Annotated in this window: 15 protein-coding genes and 1 pseudogene; 7 read left to right on the forward strand and 9 right to left on the reverse strand. The window is 54.6% G+C overall.

The window, feature by feature from the left end; translation table 11 throughout:
- The coding region (locus MUU46_RS13130; RefSeq protein WP_258965739.1) for a hypothetical protein at nucleotides 1-192 on the forward strand (192 nt) is incomplete at its 5' end.
- A 153-nt stretch (nucleotides 193-345) separates the two neighbouring features.
- On the opposite strand, the pseudogene MUU46_RS13135 reads toward MUU46_RS13130, so the two are convergent.
- Both MUU46_RS13135 and MUU46_RS13140 read right to left on the reverse strand, forming a co-directional pair.
- Nucleotides 346-780, reverse strand: a pseudogene (locus MUU46_RS13135) (Y-family DNA polymerase); the annotation flags it as partial.
- Between the two features lies 1 nt (nucleotide 781).
- Nucleotides 782-1,201, reverse strand: coding sequence for a translesion error-prone DNA polymerase V autoproteolytic subunit (locus tag MUU46_RS13140; RefSeq protein ID WP_258965740.1), 420 nt, complete (start codon nucleotides 1,199-1,201; stop codon nucleotides 782-784).
- Nucleotides 1,202-1,368: 167 nt separating this feature from the next.
- On the opposite strand from MUU46_RS13140, the gene MUU46_RS13145 reads away from it, so the two are divergent.
- Both MUU46_RS13145 and map read left to right on the forward strand, forming a co-directional pair.
- Nucleotides 1,369-1,587: a ParD-like family protein gene (locus MUU46_RS13145; RefSeq protein WP_110508335.1), complete on the forward strand. Its 219-nt coding sequence runs from the start codon at nucleotides 1,369-1,371 to the stop codon at nucleotides 1,585-1,587.
- Nucleotides 1,568-2,347 carry a type I methionyl aminopeptidase gene (map, locus tag MUU46_RS13150; protein ID WP_159756279.1) on the forward strand — a complete coding sequence of 260 codons (780 nt, stop codon included), beginning with the start codon at nucleotides 1,568-1,570 and terminating at the stop codon, nucleotides 2,345-2,347. Before MUU46_RS13145 ends, map begins: the two co-directional genes overlap by 20 nt.
- A 105-nt stretch (nucleotides 2,348-2,452) precedes the next feature.
- Here map and pcaC read toward each other — a convergent pair whose 3' ends face one another.
- Genes pcaC through MUU46_RS13180 form a run of 6 tightly spaced genes read right to left on the reverse strand, consistent with a single transcriptional unit; the run spans nucleotide 2,453 to nucleotide 7,506 of the window.
- Nucleotides 2,453-2,833, reverse strand: coding sequence for a 4-carboxymuconolactone decarboxylase (gene pcaC / locus MUU46_RS13155; RefSeq protein ID WP_258965741.1), 381 nt, complete (start codon nucleotides 2,831-2,833; stop codon nucleotides 2,453-2,455).
- A 3-nt stretch (nucleotides 2,834-2,836) separates the two neighbouring features.
- Entirely contained in the window at nucleotides 2,837-3,589 is a 753-nt protein-coding gene (pcaD, locus tag MUU46_RS13160) for a 3-oxoadipate enol-lactonase (protein WP_258965742.1), read from the reverse strand.
- Entirely contained in the window at nucleotides 3,567-4,931 is a 1,365-nt protein-coding gene (locus MUU46_RS13165; protein WP_258965743.1) for a 3-carboxy-cis,cis-muconate cycloisomerase, read from the reverse strand. Before MUU46_RS13165 ends, pcaD begins: the two co-directional genes overlap by 23 nt.
- A gap of 9 nt (nucleotides 4,932-4,940) precedes the next feature.
- The gene (gene pcaF, locus MUU46_RS13170) at nucleotides 4,941-6,143 is read right to left on the reverse strand and encodes a 3-oxoadipyl-CoA thiolase (RefSeq protein WP_258965744.1); all 1,203 of its coding nucleotides are present in this window, start codon (nucleotides 6,141-6,143) and stop codon (nucleotides 4,941-4,943) included.
- A gap of 9 nt (nucleotides 6,144-6,152) precedes the next feature.
- The gene (locus tag MUU46_RS13175) at nucleotides 6,153-6,809 is read right to left on the reverse strand and encodes a 3-oxoacid CoA-transferase subunit B (protein ID WP_159756264.1); all 657 of its coding nucleotides are present in this window, start codon (nucleotides 6,807-6,809) and stop codon (nucleotides 6,153-6,155) included.
- Between the two features lie 10 nt (nucleotides 6,810-6,819).
- Nucleotides 6,820-7,506, reverse strand: coding sequence for a 3-oxoacid CoA-transferase subunit A (locus MUU46_RS13180; protein ID WP_258965745.1), 687 nt, complete (start codon nucleotides 7,504-7,506; stop codon nucleotides 6,820-6,822).
- A 169-nt stretch (nucleotides 7,507-7,675) separates the two neighbouring features.
- On the opposite strand from MUU46_RS13180, the gene MUU46_RS13185 reads away from it, so the two are divergent.
- Entirely contained in the window at nucleotides 7,676-8,482 is an 807-nt protein-coding gene (locus tag MUU46_RS13185; protein WP_159756258.1) for an IclR family transcriptional regulator domain-containing protein, read from the forward strand.
- On the opposite strand, the gene smrA is transcribed toward MUU46_RS13185, so the two are convergent.
- On the reverse strand, nucleotides 8,479-9,042 hold the full coding sequence (gene smrA / locus MUU46_RS13190) for a DNA endonuclease SmrA (protein ID WP_159756255.1): 564 nt from the start codon (nucleotides 9,040-9,042) through the stop codon (nucleotides 8,479-8,481). The genes MUU46_RS13185 and smrA overlap by 4 nt on opposite strands.
- Before the next feature lie 806 nt (nucleotides 9,043-9,848).
- Between smrA and ogt the strand changes: the two genes are divergently transcribed.
- From ogt to uspE, 3 genes are all read left to right on the forward strand, one after another.
- On the forward strand, nucleotides 9,849-10,364 hold the full coding sequence (gene ogt / locus MUU46_RS13195) for a methylated-DNA--[protein]-cysteine S-methyltransferase (protein WP_159756730.1): 516 nt from the start codon (nucleotides 9,849-9,851) through the stop codon (nucleotides 10,362-10,364).
- A 193-nt stretch (nucleotides 10,365-10,557) separates the two neighbouring features.
- Nucleotides 10,558-11,310, forward strand: coding sequence for a fumarate/nitrate reduction transcriptional regulator Fnr (gene fnr / locus MUU46_RS13200; RefSeq protein WP_110508346.1), 753 nt, complete (start codon nucleotides 10,558-10,560; stop codon nucleotides 11,308-11,310).
- Nucleotides 11,311-11,446: 136 nt separating this feature from the next.
- Nucleotides 11,447-12,397: a universal stress protein UspE gene (uspE, locus tag MUU46_RS13205; protein ID WP_159756252.1), complete on the forward strand. Its 951-nt coding sequence runs from the start codon at nucleotides 11,447-11,449 to the stop codon at nucleotides 12,395-12,397.
- The last annotated feature ends 59 nt before the right edge of the window (nucleotides 12,398-12,456 follow it).

Here is a 12,456-nt window from a genome sequence, read left to right on the forward strand (position 1 = left end):
TTTGGCCATGGTGCGTGCGCTGAACAAAATGACGAAGGCAGGTATGCCAGAAAGTGTACGTATCGGCTGAGAGCCGGAGCTGTTACAGGGGAAACTCGCCTCAAATCTGATTTATTCAACAAAGCCGTCGGTATTCTCAATACCGGCGCGCGGATGATAGGGTCAGTCAGCCTGTGGAGGATCTTTATCTGACAATGCTTGCCATGAGGTGGGGATATACACCCTCCCATAGACACCAAGAAAAGGTTAAGACACATCATTCTCAAGCTATCTACATATGCTACTAGCTCATGTGAAAGTTCTCATCATTCAAAAAAAATCACAAAAAAGTTGATCACTGTATAAGGCTAGCGTCTTGGTTTGAGCAATCCCCACCCCAACGGTCAGATGCGTGCGCTGCAAAACCGTCGCTCTGATTTCACGGCCAAATTCGGTCAGGTCGCGGCAATTTCGCACCCCGGTCAGGTCACAAAATACCTCATCAATGGAATAGATTTCGCAGCGCGGTAGCATCTCCTCGAGAGTGCTCATCACCCGGTTGGACATGTCCGCGTAAAGCTCATAGTTACTGCTAAAGCACACCACGCCGTGGCGCCTGAACGCGTCTTTTTGTTTGAAATACGGTTCACCCATTTTTACAAAGGGTTTGGCTTCGGCAGAGCGTGCAATCACGCAGCCGTCATTGTTGGATAAAACGACCACCGGCTTTCCCTTCAGATCCGGGCGAAATACGGTCTCACAGGAAGCATAAAATGAATTCACATCACACAGCGCAAACATGTCAGCACGCAGACTTCACGATGTAGGTGACGACACCGAACACTTCCAGGCAGTCTTCGCTGCCAATCATAATCGGTCGGTAGGCGGCATTCTCCGGTTTGAGCATGACGATGGGATGCAGCTGCAGGCGCTTCACCGTAAATTCGCCGTCGACCGCAGCGATGACGATGTCACCGTGTTCGGCCTTACGAGAGCTGTCCACCACCAGCAAATCACCCTCGCCGATCCCGGCATCCATCATTGAATCACCAGATGATTTCACAAAATAGGTCGCGCTCGGGTGCTGAATCATCAATTCATTCAGGTCGATACGCTGCTCAACGTAATCCTGTGCCGGGCTGGGAAAGCCGCATGGGACGTGGTCTCCAAAGAGAGGTAACGCCACAATTTGGCGCAATTCGCCAGGTGTGAAAAACTGCATAATAATCACCATCAATGATAACTGTATATATATACAGTATTATATGTTGATGACAAAGATCAAGCAGGATCCGCTGATAACGCAGCTCTACGGCCGCAACCGCAAGGTGACAGCAGGCTACGATTCATATACGCTTTGTATATGTTTCATATATAGAGTGTCGCTTTATGGGTATCGTTAAAATCTCCGACCTGCTGCATGAAGACATCCGTGATGCCAGCAAGGCCATGTCACGGTCGGTGAATGCGCAGGCCGAATACTGGATCCGTCTCGGGATGATGAGCGAGCTGTACCCGGATCTTAACTACCAGCAAATCAAAATGATGATGCTGAAATCTGGATCCGATCGACTACTGGAGGTGATCAATGCCATCAATTCTCATTAAAACTGCCGATGAACTCGCACGCCAGCGTCATGCGGGCGAGCTGTTAGCCTCTGTGTTTGCCATGCTGGATGACTTTATTCAGCCCGGCATTAGCACCATGGATATCAATAATCGCACCGAAGATTTTATCGTCAATCAACTGCAATCCCGGCCGGCCAGTAAAGGACAATACGATTTCCCGTACGTGCTGAATACCTCGGTGAATGAAGTGGTGTGTCACGGGATCCCGAAAGAGTCGGAACACCTGAAATCCGGCGCTATCGTGAACGTCGATATCACTCTGGAAAAAGACGGCATGATCGCGGACTCCAGCAAAATGTACCTGATTGGTGACGTTTCGCCGCTGGCCCGTCGGCTGGTGAACAAAACCTACGAAGCGATGTGGAAAGGCATCAAAGCAGTGAAGCCCGGTGCGACGCTGGGCGATATTGGGCACGCCATTCAGACGTATGCGGAAAGCAACGGTTATAGCGTGGTGCGGGAATACTGTGGGCATGGCATTGGCAAAGAGATGCACGAAGAGCCGCAGGTGCTGCACTACGGTAAACCCGGTACGGGCGAGGTGCTGCGTGAGGGAATGGTGTTTACCATCGAACCGATGATTAACCAGGGCGACAGCAAAATCAAAACCAAAAAGGACGGTTGGACGGTTATCACTCGCGACAAAAAATTATCGGCGCAGTGGGAGCACACCATCGCCGTGACCGCTGACGGTTATGAAGTACTGACCCTGCGTAAAGACGAAACGATCCCGTCGTAATGCGAGTGCCCGATGGCGCAATGCTTATCGGGCCAACACAGATCGAACCTAAGTACACCGCAGAACCCAACGTTAGCCCGTACAAACGCCGGGCCGCCGGGCATTTTACGCATCCATCTCTTCAAACACCTGTTGTGCCAGGTGCAGCGTCGCGTTGGCCGCCGGAAGACCGCAATACAGCGCCGAATGCATGATGAGCTCTTTGAGTTCATCACGCGTAACGCCGTTATTGAATGCCGCACGCAAGTGCATTTTCAGCTCGGCCTCGCGGTTGAGCGCAATGAGCATCGCGATGGTAATCATGCTGCGCGTGTGGTGGCTCAAGCCCGGACGGGTCCAGGTTTCGCCCCACGCATAGCGGGTAATAAAATTCTGAAACTCTTCGTTCAGCGGCGACAGGTTATCCAGCGTGCGATCTACGTGCGCGTCACCAAGCACCTTGCGACGCACATCCATACCCTGCTGATAACGTGCTTCATCGTCCATGCATTACCCCCGGAAATAGCTCAACACCACAGAGGCAAACTCATCTGCGGCTTCAACGTTAGAAAGATGCGATGCGGGCAGCGTCACGCACTGGCTACCGGCGATATTTTTATGCAGGAAATCGGCATCTACCAGCGTGGTCACCGGATCATATTCCCCGGCGATAATCAGCACCGGCGCGGTAATGGCGCTGACTTCAGCGCGTAAATCTGCCGCGGCCAGCGCCTCGCAACCTTCAGCGTAGCCTTCCGGATCCATGTGCGTCAGCTCGTGTACCAGTTGCTCCACTACTTCCGGAGAATGCTGGCGAAACGCCGGGGTGAACCAGCGGTCAGCCGTACCTGCTGCCACAACGTCCATGCCTTCCTGACGCACGGCGCGCGCACGCGCAAGCCAGCTGGCTTGATCGCCGATTTTTGCCGCCGTGTTCGCCACGGCAAAACCATAAAAACGTTCCGGCGCAAAACGTGCCAGCCACAGCCCTGTCAGGCCACCGACAGAAATCCCGCAGAAGCAGGCCTTGTCGATATTCAGGTGATCGAGCAGCGCAATCACATTCTCGCCCAGCTGCGCAAGCGTCACTTTACCGCGCTTGGTGGTTTGCCCATGGCCGTGGGTGTCATAGCGCAGCACGCGAAAATGTGCGCTCAGCGCCTGAATCTGCGGCTGCCACAGCGACAGCGACGTGCCCATCGAGTTCGAGAGCACCAGAACCGGCGCGTTTTCCGGGCCATCAATCTGATAGTGAAGCGTCATGACGTTGCTCCTGATATCGCGTCAGAACCTGACGCACAAAATGATCGGCGCTGCCGGTGGCCCGCGACGGGTCCAGTAGCGTATGTAATTCAGTGGAGGTGAACCAGGCGGTGATACGCGAATCGGCTTCCAGCAGCTGCAACAGCGGGCGTTTTTGGTCCAGCGCCGCGTGACAAAGTGTCTCCACGAGATGGTGCGCGTCCTGTTTGCCCAGATGTTTCGCCAGCGCCAGAGTTACCGATTCCGCCATAATCAGCCCGTGAGTGATATCCAGGTCGGCGCGCATTTTGGCGGCGTCCACCTGCATCCCACGCACCAGCTGTTCGCTCTGAACGATAGCCGCGCCGGTCAGCATCAGCAATTCGGGCAGCACTTCCCATTCCGCCTGCCAGCCGCCGAGCGCCCTTTCATGCTGCTGAATAAGACCGGCGTACAGCGTTGCCATCAGGCCCGGCGTTCGCTGGGCGGCGGTGAGAATAGCTGCGCAGCCAATCGGATTACGTTTGTGCGGCATAGTCGACGATCCGCCGCGCCCTGGGGCCGTCGGCTCGCAGACTTCCGCCACTTCGGTTTGCATCAGCAGTGAAAAATCGTTGGCGAATTTACCGAGCGTGCCGCACACGCCCGCGTACCCGTGCCCCACCTCGAGGAACCGATCACGTTGACTGTGCCACGGTGTATCCGGCTGCGTGAGGTGTAATTCCTGCGCTAACGCCTGCGCCACCGCCGGACCGCGCTCGTTGAGTGAGGCCAGAGTGCCCGCCGCGCCGCCAAACTGAAGCGTCAAAACGCGAGACTGCATTTCACGCAGGCGCCGCTGCCAGCGTAGTAGCGCATCCAGCGTTCCGGCGAGTTTGAGACCAAAAGTGACAGGCAACGCGTGCTGCATCCAGGTGCGGCCCGGCATCACCGTCTGGCGATGGATTTCAGTTTGTTCGGCCAGCGTCGACAACAGCCGCGTCAGCATCGCGTCCGTTTCACGCAACGCATTACGCAGTTGCAGCACAAAACCGGTGTCGATGGCATCCTGGCTGGTTGCGCCCCAGTGCACGTAGCGGGCCGCATTTTCATCACGCATCTTCACCTGTGCGGTGAGCTGTTTGACCAGCGGGATTGCCAGATTGCCCGCGCTGGCAGCAGCATCAGCCAATGCCAGCAGGTCAATATTCTTTACCTGACAGGCGGCTTCAATGGCCGCCACCGCCTCCTGCGGGATAACGCCGCAGCGCGCTTCAGCCCGCGCCAGTGCGGCTTCAAAATCGAGCATCCCCTGCACGGTGTTCGCATCGCTAAACATGGCCGTCAGCGCACTGCCGCGCAACAACGGGGTCAACACATCCATTCCGGCTCCTTAAACCCGTTCAATAATCAGCGCAATCCCCTGCCCAACGCCGATACACATGGTGCACAGCGCGTAGCGCCCACCGGTGCGTTTCAGCTGATACGCGGCGGTCATCGCCAGTCGTCCACCGGACGCACCGAGCGGATGTCCCAGCGCAATCGCCCCACCGTTCGGGTTGACGTGGGCCGCATCGTCCGCCAGCCCCAGCGAACGCGTCACCGCTAACGCCTGGGCGGCAAAGGCTTCATTCAGTTCTATCACATCCATCTGGTCGAGCGTCAATCCGGTCTGTGCCAGCACTTTGTGTACAGCCGGAGACGGGCCAAACCCCATTATTCGTGGTGCCAGGCCCGCCGTCGCCACGCCAACTACGCGCGCCAGTGGCTGTAAATCATAGGCAATTAACGCCTGTTCGCTTGCCAGCAGCAACGCACATGCCCCGTCGTTCACACCGGAAGCATTACCCGCCGTGACGCTGCCGTCAGCCCGCACCACCCCTTTCAGTTTAGCCAGTGATTCCAGCGAGGTGCTGCGCGGGTGCTCATCGCGCGCAAAATTCAGCGCATCGCCTTTACGCTGCGGCACCGATACGGCGATGAGTTCGTCGTCAAACAGGCCTTTTTCCTGCGCCAGTGCGGTTCGCTGCTGACTACGGAGCGCAAACGCATCCTGATCAGCACGAGAAATACCGAACTCATCCGCCACGTTTTCCGCCGTTTCCGGCATCGAATCTACACCGTACAACGCTTTCATCAACGGGTTGATAAAACGCCAGCCGAGGGTGGTATCTTCCATTTTCATGCTGCGGCTAAACGCGCTTTCGGCTTTGCCCATCACAAACGGCGCGCGGGACATGCTTTCCACGCCACCGGCTACCATCAGCTGCGTTTCCCCACTTTTAATAGCGCGCGCCGCTATGCCTATCGCATCCAGGCTCGAACCGCAAAGGCGGTTTACGGTGCTGCCCGGCACGCTTTCCGGTAGGCCAGCCAGCAGCAGTGCCATGCGCGCCACGTTGCGATTGTCTTCCCCGGCCTGGTTGGCACAGCCGTAAATCACGTCGTCGATACGCGCCGGATCCAGCCCCGGATTGCGTTCCAGCAGCGCTTTCAGCGGCAGTGCAGCTAAATCGTCAGCTCGCACCGTTGAGAGCGTACCACCAAAGCGACCAAAGGGTGTGCGCACTGCGTCGCAGATAAATGCCTGATTCATCGTCATTCCTTACGCGCTCTGCGCCAGTTGGCTGAAGGTCAGTTTCACCGGCGTGAGTCGCTGCAACTCTTCAAACGAGAGGCCGTTGAAAATTTCACGCACCACCGGGCCGTCAGGTGTGATATCAATCACCGCCAGGTCAGTATAAATGCGACTGACGCAGCCAATACCGGTCAGCGGATAACTGCAGCTATTCACCAGTTTGCACTCGCCATCGCGAGTCAGGTGATCCATCATCACGAACACCTGGCGTGCGCCAATGGCAAGATCCATCGCCCCGCCGACTGCCGGGATCGCATCCGGGGCACCGGTGCTCCAGTTAGCGAGATCGCCGCTGGCAGAAACCTGATACGCACCCAGCACGCAGATATCGAGATGACCGCCGCGCATCATCGCGAACGAGTCACCGTGATGGAAATAGCAACCACCGGGCAACAGCGTGACGTACTCCTTCCCGGCGTTGATCAGTTCCGGATCCTCTTCCCCTTTCTGCGGCTTTGGCCCCATACCAAGCAGCCCATTTTCGCTGTGCAGGAAGATCTCTTTATCCGCCGGAAGATAGTTGGCGATGCGGGTCGGCAGGCCGATACCCAGATTCACATACGCGCCTTCAGGAATATCTTGGGCCACGCGTTTCGCCATTTCGTCACGGGTCAATTTTTGCATCAGGTTCTCCTCAGGCGCTTTTTGCCGCGGTCAGGTTAGCCAGCGAAAACACGCGCTGAACGAAGATCCCCGGCGTTACCACGTTTTCCGGGTCAAGTTCACCAAGCGGCACAATGTCCGACACTTCCGCCACGGTGATTTTTGCCGCGGTCGCCATGATCGGCCCAAAGTTGCGCGCCGCTTTGCGATAAATCAGATTGCCCCAGCGATCCGCCTGATGGGCTTTGATCAACGCGAAATCCGCGTGGATCGGATATTCGAGCACATAATGACGGCCGTCGATTTCACGCGTCTCTTTGCCTTCCGCCAGCGGCGTACCGTAACCGGTTGGCGTAAACACCGCGCCAAGCCCGGCCCCAGCAGCCTGAATGCGCGCCGCCAGATTGCCCTGCGGCACCAGTTCCAGCTCTACTTTCCCACGGCGATAAAGATCATCAAAAATCTGCGAATCCACCTGGCGCGGGAAGGAGCAGATCATTTTGCGCACCCGCCCGGCTTTCAGTAGCGCAGCCAAGCCTACTTCACCGTTTCCGGCGTTGTTATTAATGATGGTGAGGTCGCGGGCGCCCTGTTCTATCAGGGCATCAATCAGAAAGGTAGGCTGTCCGGCGGGGCCAAAACCGCCAATCATGATGGTGGCACCATCGGGGATCCCGGCGATGGCCTGTTCCGGCGTCGGGACGCTTTTATCAATCATCAGGTCGCTCCTTGTTGTGCGGTTATCGCACTTATATGCGTTGTTCGCACAAAATGTGACCCGCTTAACGATGTTGGTCAAGGGCGATAATCGAAATATGGTGCGATTATCGAACATCCTGTATGTTTGTTTTCAGAATGTGATCAGTGGCAAATCCGGAGACAACAATATGACCAAACATCCTGACGATGTGCTGAACGGTGAAAGCGATCCGTTCAAGGGTGACCCGAATTATATGGCTTCGCTGGCGCGTGGTCTGGAAGTGATTCAGGCATTTACCCCGCAGCGCCCGGTGCTGTCGATTTCGCAAATCAGCCAGAAAACCGGCATTCCGCGGGCGGCGGTACGACGCTGCCTGTACACCCTCGGAAAGCTGGGGTTTGTGTACGCCGAGGACGGAAAAAATTTCCAGCTGCGTCCTCGCATTCTGTCGCTCGGGCACGCCTGGCTGGCCTCTACACCGCTAGCCCGCTCCGCGCAGCCGGTGTTAAAACATCTGAGTGAAATGCTGAACGAATCCTGCTCCATCGCCACGCTCGACGGCGACGATATTCTTTATATTGCGCGGGCATCGAGTTCCCGAATCATGACTATCGATTTGGATATCGGCAGTCGCTTGCCCGCCTGGGCGACGTCAATGGGGCGCGTGCTGTTGAGCCACCAACCGGAAGAGAAACTGAACGATATGCTGGCGCGGGTAACGATGATCCGTTACACGCCGCAAACGGTGGATTCAGTGAGCAAACTCCGCACAGAGCTGAAGCGCGTGCGCCAACAGGGCTACGCGCTGAATGATCAGGAGCTGGAAATGGGGTTACGATCGCTGGCGGTGCCGCTGTTTAACCCGCAGGGACATTGTGTTGCGGCACTGAACGTCGGGGTCCATGCAGGCCAGGTTTCTGCCAATGAAATGGTCGCTCGGGTGTTGCCAGAACTGCAGAAAGCGGCGAAGGAATTAACGCTGTTGCTGCGTTAGCGGCTGCGTTTGGCGTGACGTTCCCAGTTTTCCTGCTTCGCCTGTTCGGATTTCTTTAATGCCACATAACACGCCCCGCTGCCGCCGTGATGTGGCAGTGCGCTACAAAACGCCTGAACGTCGTCAAATTCTGTCAACCAGCGCGCCAGATAGCTCCGAATCACATTGGCGTGGGAGTTGTCCGCTTTACCTTTGCCATGAATAATCAGCACGTTTCTCAGTCCGTCTTTATGCGCCTGACGGATAAACGCAAACAGCTGCTGTCGACACTGCTCGACCGGCTGGCGCAATAGCGTCAGGCTCGCCTGTTGGCTGTATTTTCCTAAGCGCAATTTATCCAGAACGCCTGTTTGTAGCCCGTCGCGCTTGAACTCCAGCGGTATGCCGAGCGGCACGAGATCGAGGAAACCGGTGGTCAGGAAATTATCGTGCTGGAGCGTATCGAAATGCTGCGGCGTGCGGGTGTTGCGGCTGGGCTGCCAGTGCACGTCATCATTGTGCTTCAGCGGCTGAACATCTTCCATGGCGTCAAGAAACAGAAATTTGTCGTCAGGGTTCATCTTCACCTCCTCCCAGTGCTGCGACGGCTGAAAAGCTACTATAGCCGCGCCCAGCCCCGTGCTCAACGCGTTTTGGGATTCTGGAAACTGATTGCTGAAAGAATATATTCAGAGGTGAACGTTAACCGAATGGGGAATAGGGATACTTAACCCCCACTTAAATAGTATTAACGCGCGGTACAATGAAACAACAATGTTAAAAAATCGTGAAATCTATCACCTAAAAGTACTGGTAATTTAATTTAAATTCGCTATAACTATAATACCTGCATAGGGGAGCCAATTGCAGGAACACGTTATGGAAATATTGCTGTGTATACTGTGGGATCTGGCGGATGTCGGCAGATCCTGTTTTTTTATTGCGGCGACAACAGTCACCTTTGAAATAATTACCGACACCATTAACGTCATAAATTCATTAGCAAAATAAGTACCTGCTCGGGTTAACCATTTCGCCGTACACGTGTTGACACGCGCTTTCCACCATGGTCCGCGGCAGTCATCAAAGTCTGTTCATTCAGAATAAACCGCTGCGTTTTATCTATTTTGAAACGATGCTTAAATAATAACCCTCATCACTTAAGAATATATTTTTATAGCATCCGATTGCATTTCCCCTCACGCACTGAAATAACCTCTCCGATAAATAACCACGGAATTTTTCGATTACTTTTTACGCGTAAAAACCTCTTCTCATTGTTAATGGAGAACGCGTCTGTTTTTGGAGATGGTTGCGCAGACGACTGGCATGGTATCGTCCTCCCATTGCGCTCGGGATTTTCTCGCGGCTAAACTAAGGAAACATGATGCTGAGATTGCTGGAAGATAAGATCACGACGCCGCTCGGGGCACTGTGGATCCTGTGTGATGAGCAGTTCAACCTGCGGGCCGTCGAGTGGGACGAACACAGCGACCGTATGGGCTATCTGCTTGATCTTCATTACCACGCCGAGGGCTATGAGCGCGTAGCGTCCAGTAATCCCAACGGTTTAAGCAAAAAGATGCAGACCTACTTCGAGGGCGATCTCAGCGTGATTGATGACCTGCCAAGCGCGACTGCGGGCACGCCTTTTCAGCGAGAAGTGTGGCAGGCGCTACGTTCCATTCCCTGCGGCCAGGTCATGCACTACGGTGAGCTGGCCGAACAGCTTGGCCGACCTGGTGCGGCACGCGCGGTGGGCGCGGCTAATGGTTCAAATCCAGTCAGTATTGTGGTGCCCTGTCACCGTGTGATTGGCCGTAACGGCACCCTGACCGGATATGCCGGTGGTGTGCAGCGCAAAGAATGGCTTCTGCGCCATGAAGGCTATCTGCTGCTTTGATTTTTAGTGCTTTTCTGGAGTGATTGCGCAATTTATTAATAAATCGCTCCAGTTTAAACCCATAGATTTCAGAGAGATATAATCTTCAGACTATTTCCCTTGCTTATATTGCGTGAATAGGGTTTTCGAGACTTACCTGCTCAACAAAAAGATGTTAAAATTGACCAATATCAATTAAAGCCTGAGCAAATCTATGATCCCGGAAAAGCGAATTATTCGACGCATCCAGTCTGGCGGTTGTGCTATCCACTGCCAGGATTGCAGCATCAGCCAGCTCTGTATTCCGTTCACTCTGAATGAACATGAGCTCGATCAGCTTGATAATATCATCGAGCGCAAGAAGCCCATCCAGAAGGGGCAGACCCTGTTCAAAGCGGGCGACGAGCTGAAATCTCTGTATGCCATCCGCTCCGGGACCATCAAAAGCTACACCATCACCGAACAAGGTGATGAGCAAATCACCGGCTTCCATCTGGCGGGCGATTTAGTAGGTTTTGACGCCATTGGTACCGGCCATCACCCGAGCTTTGCTCAGGCGCTGGAAACCTCTATGGTTTGCGAAATCCCGTTTGAAACACTGGATGACCTCTCCGGTAAGATGCCAAACCTGCGTCAGCAGATGATGCGTCTGATGAGCGGCGAAATCAAAGGCGACCAGGACATGATCCTGCTGCTGTCTAAGAAAAACGCGGAAGAGCGCCTGGCAGCGTTTATCTATAACCTCTCCCGTCGTTTCGCCGAACGGGGTTTCTCGCCGCGTGAATTCCGTCTGACCATGACCCGTGGCGACATCGGTAACTATCTCGGTTTGACGGTGGAAACCATCAGCCGTCTGCTGGGTCGTTTCCAGAAAAGCGGCATGCTGGCCGTTAAAGGGAAGTACATTACCATCGAAAATAGCGATGCGCTGGCGGTCCTCGCTGGCCACGCCCGTAACGTCGCCTGATTCTTCTCTTTCCTTTCGCCGGATCGTTAAATTTTCCTGATTTATTGATCTGGCGAAGGTTCTCCCCTGTTTCAATCACTCCGGATGGGTTATCTTTTAGTTACAGACTGTGGTGACAGTTGTAAGGAGACCCTGTATGGCAAAGTATCAAAATATGTTGGTAGCCATCGATCCTAACCAGGACGATCAACCCGCATTACGGCGCGCTGTTTACCTTCATCAACGGATTGGTGGATCGATTAAAGCCTTTTTGCCGATCTATGATTTTTCCTACGAGATGACCACCCTTCTGTCGCCTGACGAGCGTACCGCGATGCGTCAGGGCGTCATCAGCCAACGAACCGCCTGGATCCGCGAGCAGGCAAAATTTTACCTGGATGCCGGTGTACCGATTGACATTAAGGTCGTCTGGCATAACCGTCCTTTTGAAGCCATCATTCAGGAAATCATGAGCAACGGGCACGATTTGTTGCTCAAGATGGCGCATCAGCACGACAAACTGGAAGCGGTGATTTTCACCCCAACCGACTGGCATCTGCTGAGAAAATGCCCGTGTCCGGTCTGGATGGTGAAAGACCAACCGTGGCCGGAAGGTGGTAGAGCGATTGTGGCGGTTAATCTCGCCAGCGAAGAGGAATATCACAACGCCCTCAACGATAAGCTGGTTCGTGAAACCCTCCAGCTCGCCGATCAGATTAACCACACCGAAGTGCATCTGGTTGGCGCGTATCCGGTTACCCCTATCAATATTGCAATCGAGCTGCCTGATTTTGACCCGAGCGTGTATAACGACGCGATTCGCGGCCAACATCTGCTGGCAATGAAGTCATTACGTCAGAAATACAGTATTTCGGAAGAGATGACCCACGTCGAAAAAGGCCTGCCGGAGGAAGTTATCCCGGATTTGGCGGAGCATTTGCAAGCGGGGATTGTGGTGCTCGGCACCGTAGGACGCACCGGATTGTCTGCGGCGTTCCTCGGCAATACGGCAGAACAAGTGATTGACCATCTGCGCTGCGATTTGCTGGCACTGAAACCGGATCAGTATCAGACGCCGGTCGAACTGGACGATGAAGACGACGATTAAGCGTTAGCCGCTAATAAAAAACCCGATGAGGACACTCACCGGGTTTTTTTATAGCTGAC

This window comes from Scandinavium tedordense (genome assembly GCF_024764965.1).
In the GTDB taxonomy this organism is placed as follows: Bacteria; Pseudomonadota; Gammaproteobacteria; order Enterobacterales; family Enterobacteriaceae; genus Scandinavium; species Scandinavium tedordense.

Excerpts from the sequence above, each read along its gene's own strand:
- uspE (WP_159756252.1), top strand. The coding sequence starts at position 11,447 with ATGGCAAAGTATCAAAATATGTTGGTAGCCATCGATCCTAACCAGGAC.
- map (WP_159756279.1), top strand. The coding sequence starts at position 1,568 with ATGCCATCAATTCTCATTAAAACTGCCGATGAACTCGCACGCCAGCGT.
- MUU46_RS13185 (WP_159756258.1), top strand. The coding sequence starts at position 7,676 with ATGACCAAACATCCTGACGATGTGCTGAACGGTGAAAGCGATCCGTTC.
- MUU46_RS13145 (WP_110508335.1), top strand. The coding sequence starts at position 1,369 with ATGGGTATCGTTAAAATCTCCGACCTGCTGCATGAAGACATCCGTGAT.
- pcaC (WP_258965741.1), bottom strand. The coding sequence starts at position 2,833 with ATGGACGATGAAGCACGTTATCAGCAGGGTATGGATGTGCGTCGCAAG.
- smrA (WP_159756255.1), bottom strand. The coding sequence starts at position 9,042 with ATGAACCCTGACGACAAATTTCTGTTTCTTGACGCCATGGAAGATGTT.
- MUU46_RS13175 (WP_159756264.1), bottom strand. The coding sequence starts at position 6,809 with ATGCAAAAATTGACCCGTGACGAAATGGCGAAACGCGTGGCCCAAGAT.
- fnr (WP_110508346.1), top strand. The coding sequence starts at position 10,558 with ATGATCCCGGAAAAGCGAATTATTCGACGCATCCAGTCTGGCGGTTGT.
- ogt (WP_159756730.1), top strand. The coding sequence starts at position 9,849 with ATGCTGAGATTGCTGGAAGATAAGATCACGACGCCGCTCGGGGCACTG.
- MUU46_RS13140 (WP_258965740.1), bottom strand. The coding sequence starts at position 1,201 with ATGCAGTTTTTCACACCTGGCGAATTGCGCCAAATTGTGGCGTTACCT.
- MUU46_RS13180 (WP_258965745.1), bottom strand. The coding sequence starts at position 7,506 with ATGATTGATAAAAGCGTCCCGACGCCGGAACAGGCCATCGCCGGGATC.
- pcaF (WP_258965744.1), bottom strand. The coding sequence starts at position 6,143 with ATGAATCAGGCATTTATCTGCGACGCAGTGCGCACACCCTTTGGTCGC.
- pcaD (WP_258965742.1), bottom strand. The coding sequence starts at position 3,589 with ATGACGCTTCACTATCAGATTGATGGCCCGGAAAACGCGCCGGTTCTG.
- MUU46_RS13165 (WP_258965743.1), bottom strand. The coding sequence starts at position 4,931 with ATGGATGTGTTGACCCCGTTGTTGCGCGGCAGTGCGCTGACGGCCATG.